We start from the raw sequence: 19,217 nt of genomic DNA, 5'->3' as shown, positions 1-19,217 counted from the left end.
ACGGATGTTGCCGTTTTTGGTGTTTTGTGGGAGAGGGCACCAGACCGCACTACAACAACACACGTTTTGTCGGCCGGGTAAGGCGAAGCCGCCACCCGGCACAACCGCACTAGCTAAACATCACCTGCGCCCAGCGCGCCAGCCCTGCGGTAACGGAGCCAAAGTCATCGCCACCCGCGATAGGTATTCCCGGCAGCTGTTCGGCCAGCGCTTTCTTGATCAGCGGTGAACGAGCGCTACCGCCGGTCAGGTAAATCACGTCCGGCTTCTCTTTGCCGTTCTCCAGCGCGAGCTGCACCTGTTCCAGAATGCGCTGTAGCGGCTGCGCGAGCGCCGTCTCCAGCCCGTCCTGCGAAATGGCAGTGGCCAGTTCGTCACTGATAAACGGCAGGGAGACCGCATGTTCAGCGCGGTCGGACAGGGCGATTTTGCTCTCTTCCGCCGTACGCACCACGCGGTAGCTCAGACGCTGACGCCACACTTTATAGAGCAGGGCGACCTTTTCGCCGTCCTGGGCATCGCGCACCAGATCGTTAAGGAAGCGGCCGTTGGCGGTGCTGTAAAAATCGCTCTGCGCCGGCACGTCGTTGATGGCTATCGCGTTCCACCACGGCAGGATCGGCAGCGCGATGCCTTTTTCGGTTTGCCCCCCCATGCCGAGCAGCGGCATCAGGCTCTTGAAGGCCAGGGCGATATCCAGATCGTTACCGCCCACGCGGCAGCCGCTGTGCCCGAGCAGGCTGTTTTCACGATCGCGACGGCGATGCCACTGCGGCCCCATCAGCAGCAGCGAGCAGTCCGTCGTGCCCCCGCCGATGTCCACGACCAGCACGCGCTTCTCTTCCGTCAGCGTGGCTTCGAAGTCCAGCCCTGCGGCAACCGGCTCATACTGGAATACCACGTCGCGGAAGCCGGCGCGGTGCGCCGCGCGCTCCAGGATCCCCTGCGCCTGCTGGTTGGCCTCGTCGCCGCCCAGCCCCTGGAAGTTGATCGGGCGGCCAATCACCGCCTGGGTAATCGCATCGGAGACCTGCGTCTGCGCCTGCTGGCGAATATGCAGCATCATCGCGCACACCAGGTCTTCGAACAGCGCGACCTGCTGCGGCTTCAGGCCGCTGGCGCCGAGGAAGGATTTTGGCGACTTAACGAAATAGACCTCTTCGGGGTCTTCAATGTAGTGCCCGAGCGAGGCGAGGCCGAACTGCACGCTGGACGGCGTAACGTCGATGTCCTCCTCGCGGTTAAAGCTGACCGCCCGGCGCAGCAGCGCCTGGGTCTCCGCCGCCGTGGCCGGAACCTGGTGGTGGCGGAACAGCCATTCGCTCACCGCTTCACGCGTCGGTGCGCAGAGCATAGACGGCAGCAGCGTGCTCTCTTTTTCCATCTTCAGGAGCCGTGGCTGCCCGTCTTGCATAATCGCAACCGAGCAGTTTGCCGTACCGTAGTCAAATCCAATAAACACGATGAATCCCCATGCCGGTGAGAAGGGGCGAGACTTTAACGAAATGTCTGCATGGCGACAACAGGAATATGAAAGCAAGGCAAAACAGGGTCTTTACGTTTATGCTGATAACACTAAAAAAGGAGCAACGATGTATACCCTCACCTGGCTTCCCCCTTATGACTGGCAGTGGATGTTTGGTTTTCTTGGCGCGCGCGCGGTAACGGGCATTGAAACCGTCACCAACGATTACTATGAGCGCAGTTTTGCCTGCGAGGGGCATCAGGGGATTTTCCGCGTGACGCCGGATCTCGCAACACATACGCTGAGCGTGACGCTCAGCCCGGGGTTAATTCCGGTTGCGCAGGCGTGTCTTGAACGCATCGAACGCCTGTTCGATCTCCGCTGTAACCCGCAGCAAATAGCAGAAACGCTGGGCGAACTCGGTGCTGCAAGGCCAGGCTTGCGTTTACCGGGGGCGGTGGATGCGTACGAGCAGGGCGTCCGGGCGATCCTCGGGCAGCTGGTGAGCGTGGCGATGGCGGCGAAGCTGGCGTCACGCGTGGTGGCGCTCTGTGGCGAACCGGTGGCGGACTGTCCGGGCTATCTCTGCTTCCCCACGCCGCAGGCGCTGGCGGCAGCGGACCCGCTGGCGCTGAAGGCGTTGGGTATGCCGCTAAAGCGCGCGGAGTCGCTGATTCATCTGGCGCAGTCGGTTATCGACGGAACGTTTCCGCTTTCCCCGCCCGCGAATACAGAAGAGGGGATGAAGGCGTTACAGCAGCGGCCGGGGATAGGGCGCTGGACGGCAAATTATCTGGCCCTGCGCGGCTGGCAGGCGAAAGATGTGTTTCTGCCGGATGATTACCTGATTAAACAGCGCTTCGCCGGAATGACGCCCGCGCAAATTCGTCGTTATGCCGAACGCTGGAAGCCGTGGCGCTCCTACGCGCTGCTGCACATCTGGTATACCGACGGCTGGGCACCGTCAGTTGATGGCGAAATAGCTGGTGTTGAGTAGAAGATCTAATGGCTGCGGCTCGGCGATAGTGTCACCAAAGATAAAATCGATGCCGATGCCGGAGAGCGTATCCATCATGATGGGCTGGTTACAGGGGCCCGCGATAGTTTTCATTCCCACACGCTGGGCGTGGCCCTGAACAATGGTCACCATCATCTCATCCATCAGATTGCCATACACGTTGGTTACCACCTCTGCATCCAGCATCAGATAGTCGGCCATATTCGCGGTCAGGTGCGTAAAGACGTTCATGTCGCGTCCCACCTGGCTGAAGATCACGCGGCAGCCCGCCTGGCGAAGCTTTTGCAGACCCCTGTGCAGGTTCTTATCCGGGTTGCACACCACATCGGCAGAGATAACCAGATGCAGCAGACGGCCCGGCATCGGGCTTTTATCCAGCAGATCGAGCAGTTCATCGACCAGCGTCACGCTGGCTAAACCGGCCTCCGAGAGCGGCAGCGCCACGCCCATGCCTTTACTGGCGATCTGGGTGGCATAGGTGCGGAAAAATTCGCTAAAGATCCGTCTGTCGAGGGCGTGCAGAAGCTCAGGCTCGGCCAGACCCGAGCGGAAGGCATGCTCTTCCTGAACTTCGCCCTGGCTGGTCCACAGGCGTAACGACAGCAGCCAGAAATTACTGCTCTCCGGGATGCGCGGGGAGGCGACGCTGCGGGCAATCATCATCAGATGATTGTCTTTAATCATGTGCCACTGTTCATCAAGCGACATCATGCTGCGCGTGTGATGATCCCGCTCCTGCTGGGGTTCATACACCGTCACCATGCCACGCCCGCTGTTTTTTGAGGCGTAACAGGCAATGTCCGCCTGTGACATAATTTCCGACGCCTGATGGTTATTTTCATCAATCAGCGTGATGCCGGCGCTGGCGCCGATCCGGTGCAGGCGGCCTTCCCACATAAAGTGATAGTCGTTGATGGCATGAATCAGGCGACCGGCGATATAGCGCGCGCTTTCCAGGTTGCAGTCCGGTAACAGTAACCCGAACTCGTCCCCGCCCAGACGCGCCAGCACGTCGCTGGAGCGGAGCATGGTCAACATCAGGGAAGCCAGTTCCCGCAGCAGGGCATCACCCGCGGCGTGGCCAGCCGTGTCGTTGACGGCTTTGAAGCGATCGAGGTCGATAAACACCAGGGCATGGCGCTGGCGCGTTTCGCGAACGGTCTGCAAGAGCCGTTTGAGATGGTTTTCGAAGCTGACCCGGTTTGCCAGATGGGTCAGGGCATCGTGGGAGGCGCTGTAGCTCAGCTGGCGCAGCATTTTACGCGACTCGGTGACGTCCTGAATGACGATCACCGAGCCAATATTCTGTCCATCGAGCGTGCTGAGCGGCGTAATGCTGTAGTGGATATCATAATTGCCGCCGGTACGGCAGTTCAGCACCACATCCTGATCGATATCGGAACGGGACATATCGCCGCTGTGAATATTCTCCATCAGCGGCCCTTTTTCACCGAAGGTAATGTGTAACACCTTCAGGATCGGCTGGCCGATAGCCTCGGTCTGGAGCCAGCCGCTCATTTTCTCCGCGACCGGGTTCATAAAGGTGACGTTCATGTTGATATCGGTGCACAGCACCGCTTCACCGATGGAGTCGAGGGTAATGTGCAGACGCTCTTTTTCCTGGAAGAGGGCCTCGTTAAGCTGCTTAACCTCGGTCATGTCCATGTTGATGCCGAGCAGCCGTTCAACTTCCCCCTGCTTATTGAGCACCCGGTTCGCTAGGGAGCGAATATGACGCACGCCTTCCTTCACGCGGATGCGGAATTCCAGCTTAAACGGCAGACGGGAAATCAGGGAGTCCCGCAGCACCTGCTCGGCGTGGACGCGATCCTCCGGCAGCATCGTGTCGTGCCAGAGCTGCCAGGTGGGCTTGATGTGCGGCGGTATTTCATAGAGCTCAAACATCCGCTTATCCCAGCTGATAATGTCGGGTTCCAGATCCCATTCCCAGATGCCGATGCCCCCGGCTTCGTTAGCCAGCGTAATGCGCTCCATCAGGCGCTTATTGACCCACTCGGTCTGCTTCAGATCGTTAATGTCTTCAATCTGGGCAATAAAATAGAGCGGGGAGCCGTCGGCATGGCGCACCACGGAGACGGCAAGCAGCGCCCAGACCACTTCCCCGTCGCGGGTGTAATAGCGCTTTTCGAGGGAGTAGGTATTGATCTCGCCGTTGACCAGCTGTTCGAGCTGCTCGAGGTCGGTATTCAGATCTTCTGGCCAGGTGAGCTGCTGGAAGGTCAGCGACTGAAGCTCCGTCTGGCTGTAGCCGAGGAAATTGCACAGCGCCTTGTTAGCCTGAAGCCATTTGCCTTCAATGCTGACCAGCGCCATGCCGATGGCGGAATATTCCATCGCGTTACGAAAGCGCTCTTCGCTTTCGGTGATGTGTTTGCGTTCGGCGCGGAAGGCGTACATCACCATGGTCATTACGTTAGCGGGCAGGAGCAGCATCAGGAACGGCAGCCAGGGGGCGTTCAGCATCGGCCCGGCGTGCTGGGTGGTCAGCGCCAGAGGATTGCGGGCAATCATCAGCGACACCACCATCACGGTGACCAGAAACACCATGAACGCTTCCATCCGCGGCAGGCGCACGGCGCTCCACATCAGCAGAACGATCACGCAGGTGAAGGGCCACGGCAGCCAGGTGATGGCTGCCCAACTGAGGGCTAACGTCACGGCCAGCGTGGTCAGCGTTTCCAGCAGCAATCGCGGGTCACGGTGGCGCAGCAGATAATGCGGCTTAAATAACAGCCCCAGTGGCACCAGCGCCAGTGCGCCAATGGCTTCTGACAACACCCAGACGAAGAAATTACGCAGGGGCTCAGAGCCGGGTGCCAGCAGAGACACCAGAATGCCGCCCATCAGTGGCGGCACCAGCGCGCTGCCGATGGCCACGCGGATCCAGTCATTCAGATTCTGCAGCGGGTTGTACCACGGGAGCCATTTACGCAGGAACAGCGCGCCGATAACGGCCTCAATGACGTTGACCGTAGGGTAGATGAGGCTGACCGAACCCCAGGAGAACAGCATCCATGAGGCCAGAATATTGCCGAACGAACAGGCCAGGGCAATGCCCGGCCACATTTTTCCGGCATGGCGGTAAAACGCCACCATCATAATGGCGGTGGGAAACCAGAGCGGGGCCAGCAGGGTGCCGAAGCGGGTGAGCTCCAGCGAAAATAAGGTAAAGATAAAGGTGACCAGGCCCAGACAGACAAGTCGTAATAAAGGATGTGGGGTGGTCACCAAAACCCGCTGGTATTGTTTATTCATTACCGCTTTATCCAGAGACGCCATGCCGTCAGGGAAGAAGATGTCCGAACGCGTGAATTTGATAATTTGGTTTATGCTAGTACAAACAATTTACAATTCATATGGTGACCGCTCAGAATTTGACAACACAGACTTATTAAATACTTACTCGGTGAAAAAAAACGGGTAAGCGGCGAAAAAATGCGCATTTAAATTTCATTCAGGGAATAACTCGTCACTTTTCGGTCAGTCTCGCAGAACCTGAGTATTCGACTGGTATCACGCCCGCGAAATCCCTATAATTGCCGCGTTTGACGCTCCGGCGTCGTCCTTCCTTTACATCCAGGTTAATCAGGTCGCTAAATTTATGACTGATAAGTCTCATCAGTGCGTCATTATAGGCATCGCCGGCGCATCGGCTTCAGGTAAAAGTCTAATTGCCAGTACGCTTTATCGCGAACTGCGTGAACAAGTAGGTGATGAGCATATCGGCGTCATTCCCGAAGACAGCTATTACAAAGATCAATCCCATCTGTCGATGGAAGAGCGCGTTAAAACGAACTATGACCACCCTAATGCGATGGATCACAGCCTGCTGTTCCAGCATTTAGAAGCGCTTAAGAGCGGCCAGGCGATCGAACTGCCCGTTTACAGTTACGTAGAACATACCCGCACCCAGGAAACGATCCGCATCGAGCCGAAAAAGGTCATTATCCTTGAAGGCATCCTGCTGCTGACCGACGCCCGCCTGCGTGAATCCATGAACTTCTCGATTTTCGTCGATACCCCGCTGGATATTTGCCTGATGCGCCGCATCAAGCGTGACGTTAATGAACGCGGCCGCTCAATGGACTCCGTGATGGCGCAATACCAGAAAACGGTCCGCCCGATGTTCCTGCAGTTTATTGAGCCCTCCAAACAATACGCCGATATCATCGTGCCGCGCGGGGGTAAAAACCGCATCGCGATCGATATCTTAAAAGCGAAAATCAGCCAGTTTTTTGAATAAGCCGCGTGAATTGTGTACCGTTCAGAGATAACCTGGTTTTACCCTGAGCGCTTACCGGCTCAGGGTACGATGCATGAAAGGAGAAAAAGGCATGCGTCTTTGTGATCGCGATATTGAAGCCTGGCTGGATGAAGGCCGTTTGTCTATTACCCCACGTCCACCTGTTGAGCGTATCAATGGGGTGACCGTCGATGTCCGGTTGGGGAATAAATTCCGCACCTTTAGCGGCCATACCGCACCGTTCATTGACCTCAGCGGACCGAAGGACGAAGTCAGCGCCGCGCTCGATCGCGTGATGAGTGACGAAATCGTAATCGAAGATGGCGAAGCCTTTTATCTGCATCCGGGTGAACTGGCGCTGGCGGTAACGTTTGAATCCGTCACCCTGCCTGCGGACCTCGTCGGCTGGCTTGACGGCCGTTCTTCGCTGGCGCGACTGGGACTGATGGTACACGTGACCGCGCACCGTATCGATCCAGGTTGGTCGGGCCGTATTGTGCTGGAATTCTTCAATGCCGGTAAATTGCCGCTGGCGCTTCGTCCGGGGATGATGATCGGCGCGTTAAGTTTTGAACCGCTGTCAGGCCCGGCAGACAGGCCGTATAACCGCCGTCAGGACGCAAAATATCGCGACCAGCAGGGTGCGGTTGCCAGCCGTATTGATAAAGACTGATCGTTAGTCCATTGAGGATGCCATGAGAAGAGTTCTGACAACGCTGATGATTTTGCTGGTGGTGCTGGTGGCTGGCCTTTCGGCGTTGGTTCTGCTGGTTAACCCTAACGACTTCCGCGCGTACATGGTGCGGCAGGTTGAGGCACGCAGTGGTTATCAACTGAAGCTGGACGGGCCGCTGCGCTGGCACGTCTGGCCGCAGCTCAGCATTCTCTCTGGCCGCATGTCGCTCACGGCGCCGGGGGCGTCCCAGCCGCTGGTGTCCGCAGACAACATGCGCCTTGATGTGGCGCTGATCCCGCTCATTTCCCATCAGCTGCAGGTGAATCAGGTGATGCTGAAAGGCGCGGTGATTCAGCTCACCCCGCAAACTGAAGCTGTCCGTGATGCCAACGCGCCGGTGGCACCGCGTGAAAATACCCTGCCTGATGAACCGTCTGATACTGGCTGGTCCTTTGATATTGGCAAACTGAAAGTGGCCGATAGCGTGCTGGTTTTCCAGCATGAGCACGAAGAGCTGGTCACCGTTCGCAACATTAGTCTGCAGATGGAACAGGATGAGCACCATCTTGCATCGGTGGAATTCAGCGGGCGCGTGAACCGCGATCAGCGGGATCTGACGCTGTCGTTGAATGCTAATGTGAATGCGTCAGACTATCCGCATCAGCTCACGGCGAACATCCAGCAGCTTAACTGGCAGCTGACGGGGGCCAATCTACCCACCCAGGGGATCGCCGGTCAGGGAACGCTGCAGGCCGTGTGGCGTGAGGAACAAAAACAGCTGGAGCTGGATAATCTCAACCTGCAGGCAAACGACAGTAGCCTGAAGGGGCAGGCGAGCGTCACCTTTGAAGAGAAGCCGAAGTGGGTGCTGAATCTGCAATTTGACAAGCTCAACCTGGAAAACCTGTTGCCACCTCTGCCAGCCAGCGCCACGGACAGCGAGGCGACGCAGACGGGGCAAAGCCAGGCACCGGTATCACGTCCGGTTATTTCGTCGAATCTCGATCAACCTGACTATAACGCTCTGCGCGGATTCACGGCGGATATTCTGCTGAAAGCCACCAGCCTGCGCTGGCGCGGCATGGACTTTACCGACGTGAGCAGCCAGATGTTTAACCATAACGGTTTGCTGGTGATCTCCGAACTGAGCGGCAAGATGGGCGCAGGACACCTCTCACTGCCCGGCACGCTGGATGTCCGTAAAGACGTTGCCAGCGCCGAATTCCAGCCGCGTCTCGATAACGTTGAGATAGGCACCATCCTGACCGCGTTTAACTACCCGATCTCTCTGACGGGGCAGTTGACGCTGGCGGGGGATTTCTCCGGCACGAAAATTGATGCCGATGCTTTCCGCCGCGAGTGGCAAGGGCAGGCGCATCTTGATCTGAAAAACTCCCGTATGGAAGGGCTTAACTTCCAGCAGCTGGTGCAGCAGGCGGTAGAGCGCAGCAGCGATGTGAAGGCCCAGGAGAACTACGACAGTGCCACGCGCCTCGACAGCTTCACCACGGACCTGACGCTGAACAACGGACAACTCTCTCTCGACGGAATGCAGGGTACCTCTTCACTCTTATCAGTAACGGGCGAGGGTAAGCTGGATCTGGTCAAAGAGACGGCGGACACGCGCTTTAACGTGCGGGTACTTTCCGGCTGGCAGGGGGAAAGCAAGCTCATCGACTTCCTGAAACAGACGCCGGTCCCGCTGACCGTATACGGCAAATGGCAGGCCCTGAATTACAGTCTGCAGGTGGATCAGATCCTGCGTAAGCATCTGCAGGATGAAGCGAAACGTCGACTCAGCGGCTGGGCGGATCGTAATAAAGATTCACAGGACGGCAAGGATGTGAAGAAGCTGCTGGATAAGCTTTGATGCCTGTTGCGCCGGGGGGCGGCTTCGCCTTACCCGGCCTACAAAAACCGAATACCGCAGGCCGGGTGAGCGAAACGCCACCCGGCTTTTTCACACCTCAAAATCCAGTTCTTCCTCTTCCCGCAGCGGTATCAGCTGAACCTTCTGCACGCGATGGTTTTCAATCTGGAGCGTTTTAAGCCGATAGTCGCCGACCTGAACCTCTTCCCCCGGTTGTGGGATACGCTGCAAATACTCCATCAGCAGACCGGCAATGGTGTGGTATTCCCGTTTATCATCCAGCGGCAGCGGCACATACTGCACCAGGTCTTCCAGCGGCATATGGCCGTTAGCCGTCCACGAGCCGTCGGCGTTTTTCTGAATGTCGTGGCGGGCGTCAATCTCATCCACCTCGTTTGGCAGATTACCGGCAATGGTTTCCATCACGTCGCTGAGCGTGACCAGCCCTTCCACCGAACCAAACTCATCCACCACAAAGGCAAAGTGGGTGCGCGCGTTACGGAATTGCTCAAGGGCGGAAAGCAACGGCAGCCCCTCCGGGAAGACCAGCGGCTGGCGAACCAGAGCGCGGAGATTGAGCGGCTCACCGTGGAGCTGCTGCTGGAGCAGGTCAATGACGTGTACCACGCCCAATAGCTCCTCTTCCGCTTCCCCGCCGGTCACCACCACGCGGGTGTGCTGGTTTTTATCCAGCAGGGCGCGAATGTGCGCTTCCGGGGCCGTCAGGTCAATATGCTCAATGTCATGCCGCGACGTCATAATGCTGCTGACCGTACGCTGGTTCAGATTGAGCACTCGCTCAATCATCCGTCGTTCCTGCGGGTCAAAGATCTGCCCGTCGCTATGGTCGGCCAGCATGGCGGAGGATTCGGCGTCCAGCTCCGCATCCTCTTTCTTGCCGCTTAACAGACGCATGACCGTGTCGGCTGTGCGCTGACGCAGAGTCTGATTGGCGGAAAGGAAGCGACGGCGGTTGAATATCGCCAGCTGGTTAAGCGCTTCAATCATGACGGAGAACCCGATGGCGGCATACAGGTAGCCTTTCGGAATATGGAAGCCAAAACCGTCGGCCACCAGGCTGAAGCCAATCATCAGCAGGAAGCTCAGGCAAAGGATAACGATGGTCGGGTGACTGTTCACGAAGCGGGTCAGTGCCTTGCTGGCCATGACCATCAGCGTGATGGCAATAATGACCGCGGCCATCATCACCGCAAGGTGGTCCACCATCCCGACGGCGGTGATCACCGAGTCCAGGGAGAAGACCGCATCCAGCACCACGATTTGCGCGACCACCGGCCAGAATTTTGCTCCGCGGCGCTGGGTCGGGTTCTCGCTGTCTTTGCCTTCCAGCCGCTCGTTGAGCTCCACGGTGGCTTTGAACAGCAGGAATAGCCCGCCGAAGAGCATGATCAGATCGCGGGCGCTAAAGCTCAGACCGTGAATGGAGAACAGAGGCTGAGTGAGCGTGACCAGCCAGGAAATAGAGGCCAGCAGCAGTAAGCGCATCACCATCGCCAGCAGCAGCCCCGTTACGCGCGCTCGATCGCGCTGGGAAGGGGGCAGTTTTTCAGCGAGGATGGCGATAAAAACCAGATTATCAATCCCGAGCACCAGCTCGATGACAACCAGCGTAACCAGCCCGGCCCAGATTGAGGGATCGGCAATCCATTCCATAGTAGTAGCAATACCTTCTGTAACATGACTAATGACACAATTCGATCATGGATAAAGCTGTGGGAAAATGCAATGTCAGTATGAGATTTCTCTCAATAATCATTAAATTAAAACTGCCGGGTATAATAGTTTTAATTTATCCAGAAAATCTGTATTTATCCGAAATAACAAAATTAAGAAATATCGCATTAAAAGATGTTCAATCATAACGCTGTCAACATAAAGAAATTCTTAAAAATAAAGTGCATTTCTAAATAAATTCTTAAAAGTTGACGTTCGGACCCCGTTTTCTTGCCTGTTTTGGGATTAACTGTTACAAGATTATTAGCCTAAAAAAGGATATCTCCCGTTAAGGATTGATGTTTTTTTTGGGCGATTAACGAAATAGTGCCTGCGTATTTTGAATGCTTCATTTATTTCACCAGTAAAAAATTCTTGCGGTTTTTTGCCTGTAATTCATTGTGTTATAGCGTATTGGTAGCTGGAAGCCAAGGGCGGTAGCGTGCCTGAATGTGTGTGGGTGGGCCATGATTACGTTGTCAACAGTGACTGGCCAAATAGCGTTTTTTTTAGGAATGATGCCACTTATATTTTTATTTAATTAGCTACATTCTTAATGCATTTTAGATTCACACGTATTTAAATTGCACAGGATAATTACTCTGCCAAAGTGATAAATAATCAATGATGAACTCCAAAATGAAATTGATGCCATTATTGGTGTCTGTGACCTTGATGAGCGGTTGCACGGTCTTTCCCGGAAGCAATATGTCTACAATGGGCAAGGATGTGATCAAGCAACAGGATGCCGATTTTGATCTCGACAAAATGGTGAATGTTTATCCACTTACGCCTCGTCTGGTCGAACAATTACGCCCACGTCCAAACGTTGCCCAGCCAAATATGTCACTGGACCAGGAAATTGCTTCCTACCAGTATCGCGTAGGGCCTGGAGACGTCATTAACGTGACCGTCTGGGATCACCCCGAACTGACCACGCCAGCGGGCCAGTACCGCAGCTCAAGCGACACCGGTAACTGGGTGCAGTCAGATGGCACCATGTTCTATCCCTACATTGGTAAAGTCCATGTAGCAGGGAAAACGCTTGCCGAGATCCGCAGTGATATTACCGGCCGCTTAGCGCAGTACATCGCCGATCCGCAGGTGGACGTTAATATCGCCGCATTCCGCTCGCAAAAAGCCTATATCTCCGGCCAGGTGAACAAATCTGGTCAGCAGGCCATCACCAACGTTCCTCTGACCGTGCTGGACGCCATTAACGCCGCAGGCGGGTTAACCGACGGCGCCGACTGGCGCAACGTGGTACTGACCCACAACGGGAAAGAGCAGCGCATTTCGCTGCAGGCGCTGATGCAAAACGGCGATCTGACCCAGAACCGCCTGCTTTATCCGGGCGACATCCTCTATGTACCACGCAATGACGATCTTAAAGTCTTCGTGATGGGTGAAGTGAAGAAACAGAGCACCCTCAAGATGGACTTCAGCGGTATGACGCTGACCGAAGCGCTGGGCAATGCTGAGGGTATCGATCTGACGACCTCTAACGCGACCGGTATCTTCGTGATCCGTCCGCTGAAAGGTGAGGGCAGCGCGAAAGGCAAGATTGCCAACATCTACCAGCTGGATATGTCCGATGCGACCTCTCTGGTGATGGCGACGGAGTTCCGTCTCCAGCCATACGACGTGGTGTATGTCACTACCGCACCGGTTGCCCGCTGGAACCGTCTGATCAACCAGTTGCTGCCAACCATCAGTGGCGTTCGCTACATGACGGATACGGCGCGCGACATTCATACCTGGTAATCCGCGATGTTTAACAAAATTCTGGTGGTATGCGTGGGGAACATTTGCCGTTCCCCTACGGCTGAACGGTTGTTGAAACACTACCAGCCCGAACTGACCGTTGATTCGGCAGGGCTGGGTGCACTGGTCGGTAAAGGTGCCGATGAGCGCGCAATGAGCGTGGCGCGGGACCATCACCTCTCTCTCGACGGGCATGTTGCCCGCCAGGTCACTGGCCGCATGTGCCGTGAGTATGACCTGATTCTGGCGATGGAAAAACGCCATATTCAAGCGCTGTGCGATATCGCTCCGGAGATGCGCGGTAAGGTGATGCTGTTTGGACACTGGGACAATGAGCGTGAAATTCCCGATCCATATCGCAAAAGCCATGAGGCTTTCGAGGCGGTTTACACCTTACTTGACCAGTCTGCCCAACAGTGGGCGCAGGCACTGAAAGCTCAGCAGGGATAACAATGACAGAAAAAACAAAACCTTCTGCCGCCCCGACTTCGGGCAGTGATGAAATTGATATTGGGCGCCTGGTTGGCACGGTTATCGAGGCAAAGTGGTGGGTGCTGGGCATTACCGCCGTGTTTGCCGCGGCGGCCGTCGTCTATACGCTGTTCGCCACCCCTATCTACAGCGCCGATGCGCTGGTGCAGATCGAGCAGAATACCGGTAACTCGCTGGTGCAGGACATTGGCTCCGCGCTGGCGAACAAGCCGCCGGCCTCTGACGCTGAAATCCAGCTCATCCAGTCACGTCTGGTGCTGGGTAAAACGGTTCACGACCTTGGGCTCGATATCTCCGTCACCAAAAATACCTTCCCAATCTTTGGTGCGGGCTGGGATCGGCTGATGGGCAGAAGCAACGACACGGTGAAGGTCACTGACTTCGTGCTGCCAAAAGGGGCAGCCGATCAGACCTTTACCCTGACGGTGCTTGGCCCGAAACAGTATCAGTTGACCAGCGACGCGGGCTTTAGCGCGCGCGGTGAAGTCGGACAGATGCTGAGCAAAGACGGCGTCAGCATGATGGTCAGTGCGATCAACGCCCAGGAGGGCGGGGAGTTTACCGTCACCAAATTCTCCACGCTGGGGATGATCAACAACCTGCAAAACAACCTGACCGTCACCGAAAACGGTAAGGACACCGGCGTGCTGAGCATGACCTTTACCGGGGAAGATAAGGATCAGATCCGCGACATCCTGAACAGCATTACCCGCAACTACCTTGAGCAGAACGTTGAGCGTAAGTCGGCTGAAGCGGCGAAAAGCCTGGCGTTCCTGTCGAAACAGCTCCCGGAAGTGCGCGCCCGCCTGGATGATGCCGAGAACAAGCTGAACGCCTACCGCCAGGATAAAGACTCTGTCGACCTGCCGCTGGAGGCGAAATCGGTCCTCGATTCGATGGTCAACATTGACGCTCAGCTCAACGAGCTGACCTTCAAAGAGGCGGAGATCTCCAAGCTTTACACCAAACGTCACCCGGCCTACCGCACGCTGCTGGAGAAACGCCGCACGCTGGAAGAGGAGAAGGCGAAGCTCAATGACCGTGTGACCGCGATGCCGAAAACGCAGCAGGAGATCGTGCGTCTGACCCGCGACGTGGAGTCAGGACAGCAGGTTTACATGCAGCTGCTGAACAAGCAGCAGGAGCTGAAAATCACCGAGGCAAGCACCGTGGGTGACGTGCGCATCGTCGACCCGGCGATTACCCAGCCTGGCGTGCTGAAGCCGAAGAAAGCGCTGATCATTCTCGGCAGCATTATTCTCGGCCTGATGCTCTCCATCGTTGGCGTGCTGCTGCGTTCGCTGTTCAACCGCGGTATCGAAAGCCCGCAGGTGCTGGAAGAGAACGGTATCAACGTCTATGCCAGCATTCCGCTGTCTGAGTGGCAAAAATCCCGTGACAGCGTCAAAACCATCAAAGGCGTTAAGCGTTACAAACAGAGCCAGCTGCTGGCGGTGGGTAACCCAACCGACCTGGCGATTGAAGCGATACGCAGCCTGCGTACCAGTCTGCACTTCGCCATGATGCAGGCTAAAAACAACGTCCTGATGCTGACCGGCGTCAGCCCGTCAATCGGTAAAACCTTCGTCTGCGCCAACCTGGCGGCGGTCGTTAGCCAGACCAACAAGCGCGTGCTGCTGATCGACTGCGATATGCGCAAGGGCTACACCCACGAGCTGCTGGGCACCAACAACGTCAACGGTCTGTCGGAGATCCTGCTTGGCAAAGGTGACATCAGCCAGAGCGCGAAACCGACTACCGTGCCGAAATTTGACCTGATCCCACGTGGGCAGGTACCGCCTAACCCGTCCGAGCTGCTGATGAGCGAACGCTTTACCGAGCTGGTTGAGTGGGCGAGCAAAAACTACGACCTGGTGCTGATCGATACGCCGCCGATTCTGGCCGTGACCGACGCTGCCGTTGTGGGGCGCCATGCGGGTACGACGCTGATGGTGGCGCGTTACGCGGTGAATACCCTGAAAGAGGTGGAAACCAGCCTGAGCCGCTTCGAGCAGAACGGGATTGAGGTGAAAGGGGTGATCCTGAACTCCATCTTCCGCCGTGCGACCGGGTACCAGGATTACGGGTATTACGAGTACGAATATAAGTCTGACAGCAAATAACAATCCCCCTCACCCTAACCCTCTCCCGAGGGGAGAGGGGCGGGGTGAGGGATCAGGGGAAGATCATGACCACACAACGCCCTTTAGTTTCAATCTATATGCCGACATGGAATCGTCAGCAGCTGGCGATCCGCGCAATCAAGTCGGTGTTACGTCAGGATTACGATAACTGGGAGCTGATCATCGTTGATGACTGCTCTTCCTCGTATGAACAGCTGCAAAAATTCGTGACTGACCTCAACGACCCGCGGGTGGTCTATACCCACAACGAGATTAACTCCGGCGCCTGCGCTGTACGAAATCAGGCGATTATGCAGGCCAAAGGTCAGTATCTGACCGGCATCGACGACGATGACGAATGGACGCCGAACCGCCTGTCTATTTTCCTGTCGCATAAAGAGCAGCTGGTCACGCACGCGTTCCTGTATGCCAACGACTATGTCTGTCAGGGCGAGGTGTACTCGCAGCCTGCCAGCCTGCCGCTCTATCCGAAATCACCGTACTCTCGACGCCTGTTCTACAAGCGCAACATCATTGGTAACCAGGTCTTCACCTGGGCGTGGCGCTTCAAGGAGTGCCTGTTCGATACCGAACTGAAGGCCGCGCAGGATTACGACATCTTCCTGCGGATGGTGGTGGAGTATGGCGAGCCGTGGAAAGTGGAAGAGGCCACGCAGATCCTGCACATCAACCACGGGGAGATGCAGATCACCTCGTCGCCGAAGAAGTTCTCGGGCTACTTCCATTTTTACCGCAAGCACAAGGACAAGTTTGACCGTGCCAGCCGTAAATATCAGCTCTTTACCCTCTATCAGATCCGCAATAAGCGCATGAACTGGCGCACGCTGCTGACGCTGTTGTCCATACGTAACGGCAAGCGCCTGGCTGATGGACTTCGGGGGAAATAATGTTTCTGGAAGATTGCCGCGCTAACAGCTGGAGCCTGCGTCCTTGCTGCATGGTTCTGGCGTACCGCATCGCGCATTTCTGCTCGGTGTGGCGTAAGAAAAATATCCTGAACAACATCTGGGCGGCCCCCGTGCTGGTGCTGTACCGCATCATTACCGAATGCTTTTTTGGCTATGAAATTCAGGCCGCTGCAACCATTGGCCGTCGCTTTACCATCCATCACGGCTATGCGGTGGTGATCAACAAGTTCGTGGTCGCCGGGGATGATTTCACCATCCGCCATGGGGTGACCATTGGCAACCGTGGGCCAGACAGCCTGGCCTGCCCGGTCATTGGCAATAACGTCGAGCTGGGCGCGAACGTGGTGATCATTGGCGACATTACGATTGGTAACAACGTCACGATTGGTGCGGGCAGCGTGGTGCTGGACACCATTCCGGATAACGCGCTGGTGGTGGGAGAAAAAGCCCGCGTGAAGGTGATTAAATGAATATTCTGCAATTTAACGTACGCCTCGCAGAAGGCGGAGCGGCAGGGGTGGCGCTGGATCTACACCAGCGCGCGCTGCAAAAAGGACTTCAGTCTCGTTTTATTTATGGCTATGGCAAGGGCGGCAAGAAAAGCGTCAGTCACGATAACTTCCCGCAGGTGCATAAGCACACGCCGCGCCTGACCTCGATTGCCAATATCGCGTTGTTCCGTCTGTTTAACCGCGATCTGTTTGGCAACCTGAATACGCTTTATCGCACGGTGACCCGCACTACCGGCCCCGTTGTGCTGCATTTTCACGTGCTGCACAGCTACTGGCTGAATCTGGAAGAGGTGGTAGCGTTTTGTCAGAAGGTGCAGGCCCACAAGCCCGACACCCGCTTCGTCTGGACGCTGCACGACCACTGGAGCGTAACCGGCCGTTGCGCGTTTACCGACGGCTGCGAAGGCTGGAAAAACAACTGCCAGAAATGCCCGACGCTGAGCAACTATCCGCCGGTGAAGGTGGATCGCGCGCACAAGCTGGTGGCCGGAAAGCGCCAGCTTTTCCGCGACATGCTCTCGCTCGGCTGTACGTTTATCTCCCCGAGCCAGCACGTGGCCGATGCCTTCAACAGTCTGTACGGGGCAGGGCGCTGCCAGATTATTAACAACGGCATCGACGTGGCGACGGAAGCCATTCTCGCCGACCTGACGCCGGTGGCGCAAACCACGGGCAAACCGAAAATCGCTATCGTTGCGCATGACCTGCGTTACGACGGGAAAACCAACCAGCAGCTGGTGCGCGACATGATGGCGCTGGGTGACAAAATTGAGCTTCACACCTTCGGCAAATTTTCACCGTTCGAAGGGGCTAACGTGGTCAACCACGGGTTTGAAACCGATAAGCGCAAGCTGATGAGCGCGCTGAATGAAATGGATGCGCTGGTGTTCAGCTCCCGCGTGGATAACTACCCGCTGATCCTCTGTGAAGCGCTCTCCATCGGCGTGCCGGTGATTGCCACCCACAGCGATGCGGCACGTGAGGTGCTGGAAAAATCCGGCGGGAAAACTTTTGCGGAGCAGGAGGTTCTGCCGCTGGTGCAATTGCCGAAGGCGCAGATCGCTCAGGCCGTTTTTGGCACCGACCTGGAATCGTTCCGCAACCGCAGCCGCAAGGCCTACAGTGGACAACAGATGCTGGAGGAGTATGTCTCGTTCTATCAGAATCTGTAGTTATCTGCTGCTGCCGCTGATTTACCTGCTGGTCAACGTCAAGATTGCCCAGCTCGGCGAAAGCTTCCCGATAACCATCGTCACCTTCTTGCCCGTTCTGCTTCTGCTGTATGTCGATAAAATCAACCTGAAGAAGCTGATGATCGCCTTAGGGTTGGGTACGGGTCTGACGCTGTTTAACTATATCTTCGGCCAGTCGCTGGATGCCAGTAAATACGTCACCTCGACCATGCTGTTTGTTTATATTGTCATTATTATCGGCATGGTCTGGAGTATTCGCTTTAAAACGATTTCTCCGCACAATTATCGGAAAATCCTCAGGTTCTTTTATATTGCCGTTGCGTTAATTGTTATGCTTGCTGCTATGGAGATGGCGCAAATTATTCTCACCGGCGGCAGCAGCCTGATGGAGATAATTTCGAAATATCTCATTTACAGCAACAGCTATGTATTGAACTTCATCAAGTTCGGCGGGAAGCGTACCACGGCCCTCTATTTTGAACCGGCGTTTTTCGCTTTGGCGTTAATCTCAATTTGGCTCAGCATCAAACAGTTTGGTATCAAAACGCCTAAGACCGATGCTATGATTCTTGCAGGAATCGTTCTGTCTGGATCGTTCTCAGGGGTAATGACATTTATCCTGTTTTACCTGCTGGAATGGGCGTTTCAGTACCTGAACAAAGATGCGATTAAGAAAAAACTGCCGCTGGCGATTATCTCCCTGACGGTATTTATGGTGGGCGTGATATTTGCTTTCCCCTACATCTCAGAACGTCTGGGTGATTTGGGAACGGAAGGATCCTCGTCCTATTATCGCATCATTGGACCACTGGTGATGGTGGGTTATTCCTTAACCCATATTGATGGTGTAGTAAGATTCGGCTCACTTTACGAATATGTTGCATCATTCGGAATCTTTAACGGTGCGGATGTCGGTAAAACCATAGACAATGGTCTGTATCTGTTAATTATTTATTTTTCGTGGTTCGCCGTACTGTTGACGCTGTGGTATCTGTTTAAAGTTTTCAAAATGATGATTAACGCGTTTGGTGATAACCAGAACTTTCGCGTGCAACTTTATCTGTTTACGCCGGTGTCGCTGTTTTTTACCGGGTCAATATTTAGCCCGGAATATGCTTTCTTGATTGTCTGTCCGTTTATTCTGCGCAAAGCGCTTAATATTACGCACGTATGACGA

The 19,217-nt window shown here is 55.6% G+C and carries 14 protein-coding genes; 11 read left to right on the top strand and 3 right to left on the bottom strand.

Annotated elements, in window-relative coordinates; all coding sequences use genetic code 11:
- Nucleotides 1-109: 109 nt before the first annotated feature.
- Nucleotides 110-1,462 (bottom strand): molecular chaperone, encoded by a 1,353-nt coding sequence (gene yegD / locus ACEPLT_RS14830; RefSeq protein ID WP_063436348.1) that lies wholly within the window; start codon nucleotides 1,460-1,462, stop codon nucleotides 110-112.
- A gap of 130 nt (nucleotides 1,463-1,592) precedes the next feature.
- Between yegD and alkA the strand changes: the two genes are divergently transcribed.
- The gene (alkA, locus tag ACEPLT_RS14825; RefSeq protein ID WP_232928720.1) at nucleotides 1,593-2,462 is read left to right on the top strand and encodes a DNA-3-methyladenine glycosylase 2; all 870 of its coding nucleotides are present in this window, start codon (nucleotides 1,593-1,595) and stop codon (nucleotides 2,460-2,462) included.
- On the opposite strand, the gene ACEPLT_RS14820 is transcribed toward alkA, so the two are convergent.
- Entirely contained in the window at nucleotides 2,430-5,759 is a 3,330-nt protein-coding gene (locus tag ACEPLT_RS14820; protein ID WP_070533883.1) for a diguanylate cyclase, read from the bottom strand. The two genes, alkA and ACEPLT_RS14820, sit on opposite strands and share 33 nt — an antisense overlap.
- 346 nt (nucleotides 5,760-6,105) lie before the next feature.
- On the opposite strand from ACEPLT_RS14820, the gene udk reads away from it, so the two are divergent.
- From udk to asmA, 3 genes are all read left to right on the top strand, one after another.
- Nucleotides 6,106-6,747 (top strand): uridine kinase, encoded by a 642-nt coding sequence (udk, locus tag ACEPLT_RS14815; protein WP_008500855.1) that lies wholly within the window; start codon nucleotides 6,106-6,108, stop codon nucleotides 6,745-6,747.
- A gap of 91 nt (nucleotides 6,748-6,838) precedes the next feature.
- Nucleotides 6,839-7,420, top strand: a complete 582-nt coding sequence (gene dcd / locus ACEPLT_RS14810) for a dCTP deaminase (protein ID WP_008500854.1) — start codon at nucleotides 6,839-6,841, stop codon at nucleotides 7,418-7,420.
- A 22-nt stretch (nucleotides 7,421-7,442) separates the two neighbouring features.
- Nucleotides 7,443-9,293 carry an outer membrane assembly protein AsmA gene (gene asmA, locus ACEPLT_RS14805; protein ID WP_032675168.1) on the top strand — a complete coding sequence of 617 codons (1,851 nt, stop codon included), beginning with the start codon at nucleotides 7,443-7,445 and terminating at the stop codon, nucleotides 9,291-9,293.
- A gap of 90 nt (nucleotides 9,294-9,383) precedes the next feature.
- Here asmA and ACEPLT_RS14800 read toward each other — a convergent pair whose 3' ends face one another.
- Nucleotides 9,384-10,967: a TerC family protein gene (locus ACEPLT_RS14800; RefSeq protein ID WP_008499412.1), complete on the bottom strand. Its 1,584-nt coding sequence runs from the start codon at nucleotides 10,965-10,967 to the stop codon at nucleotides 9,384-9,386.
- A 684-nt stretch (nucleotides 10,968-11,651) separates the two neighbouring features.
- Here ACEPLT_RS14800 and ACEPLT_RS14795 point away from each other — a divergent pair.
- The 7 genes from ACEPLT_RS14795 to wcaD all read left to right on the top strand — a co-directional run bounded on the left by ACEPLT_RS14795 (nucleotide 11,652) and on the right by wcaD (nucleotide 19,214).
- Nucleotides 11,652-12,791: a polysaccharide export protein gene (locus tag ACEPLT_RS14795; protein ID WP_008499413.1), complete on the top strand. Its 1,140-nt coding sequence runs from the start codon at nucleotides 11,652-11,654 to the stop codon at nucleotides 12,789-12,791.
- 6 nt (nucleotides 12,792-12,797) lie between these two features.
- Entirely contained in the window at nucleotides 12,798-13,241 is a 444-nt protein-coding gene (gene wzb / locus ACEPLT_RS14790; RefSeq protein WP_021241460.1) for a low molecular weight protein-tyrosine-phosphatase Wzb, read from the top strand.
- A gap of 2 nt (nucleotides 13,242-13,243) precedes the next feature.
- Nucleotides 13,244-15,406 (top strand): tyrosine-protein kinase Wzc, encoded by a 2,163-nt coding sequence (wzc, locus tag ACEPLT_RS14785; protein WP_008499415.1) that lies wholly within the window; start codon nucleotides 13,244-13,246, stop codon nucleotides 15,404-15,406.
- A gap of 65 nt (nucleotides 15,407-15,471) precedes the next feature.
- Complete coding sequence (wcaA, locus tag ACEPLT_RS14780; RefSeq protein ID WP_021241458.1) at nucleotides 15,472-16,314, top strand: colanic acid biosynthesis glycosyltransferase WcaA; 843 nt, start codon at nucleotides 15,472-15,474, stop codon at nucleotides 16,312-16,314.
- Nucleotides 16,314-16,805, top strand: a complete 492-nt coding sequence (wcaB, locus tag ACEPLT_RS14775; RefSeq protein ID WP_008499417.1) for a colanic acid biosynthesis acetyltransferase WcaB — start codon at nucleotides 16,314-16,316, stop codon at nucleotides 16,803-16,805. The genes wcaA and wcaB overlap by 1 nt, the downstream gene beginning before the upstream one ends.
- Nucleotides 16,802-18,019, top strand: a complete 1,218-nt coding sequence (gene wcaC, locus ACEPLT_RS14770) for a colanic acid biosynthesis glycosyltransferase WcaC (RefSeq protein ID WP_023293848.1) — start codon at nucleotides 16,802-16,804, stop codon at nucleotides 18,017-18,019. Before wcaB ends, wcaC begins: the two co-directional genes overlap by 4 nt.
- A complete protein-coding gene (gene wcaD, locus ACEPLT_RS14765) occupies nucleotides 17,994-19,214 on the top strand; it encodes a colanic acid polymerase WcaD (protein WP_008499419.1) in 1,221 nt (406 codons plus the stop codon). The genes wcaC and wcaD overlap by 26 nt, the downstream gene beginning before the upstream one ends.
- Nucleotides 19,215-19,217 lie beyond the last annotated feature (3 nt).

The sequence above is a fragment of the Enterobacter sp. fkY84-1 genome (assembly GCF_052974705.1).
Note: the sequence above shows the minus strand (reverse complement) of the source record. Positions and strands in the feature narration are given on the sequence as shown.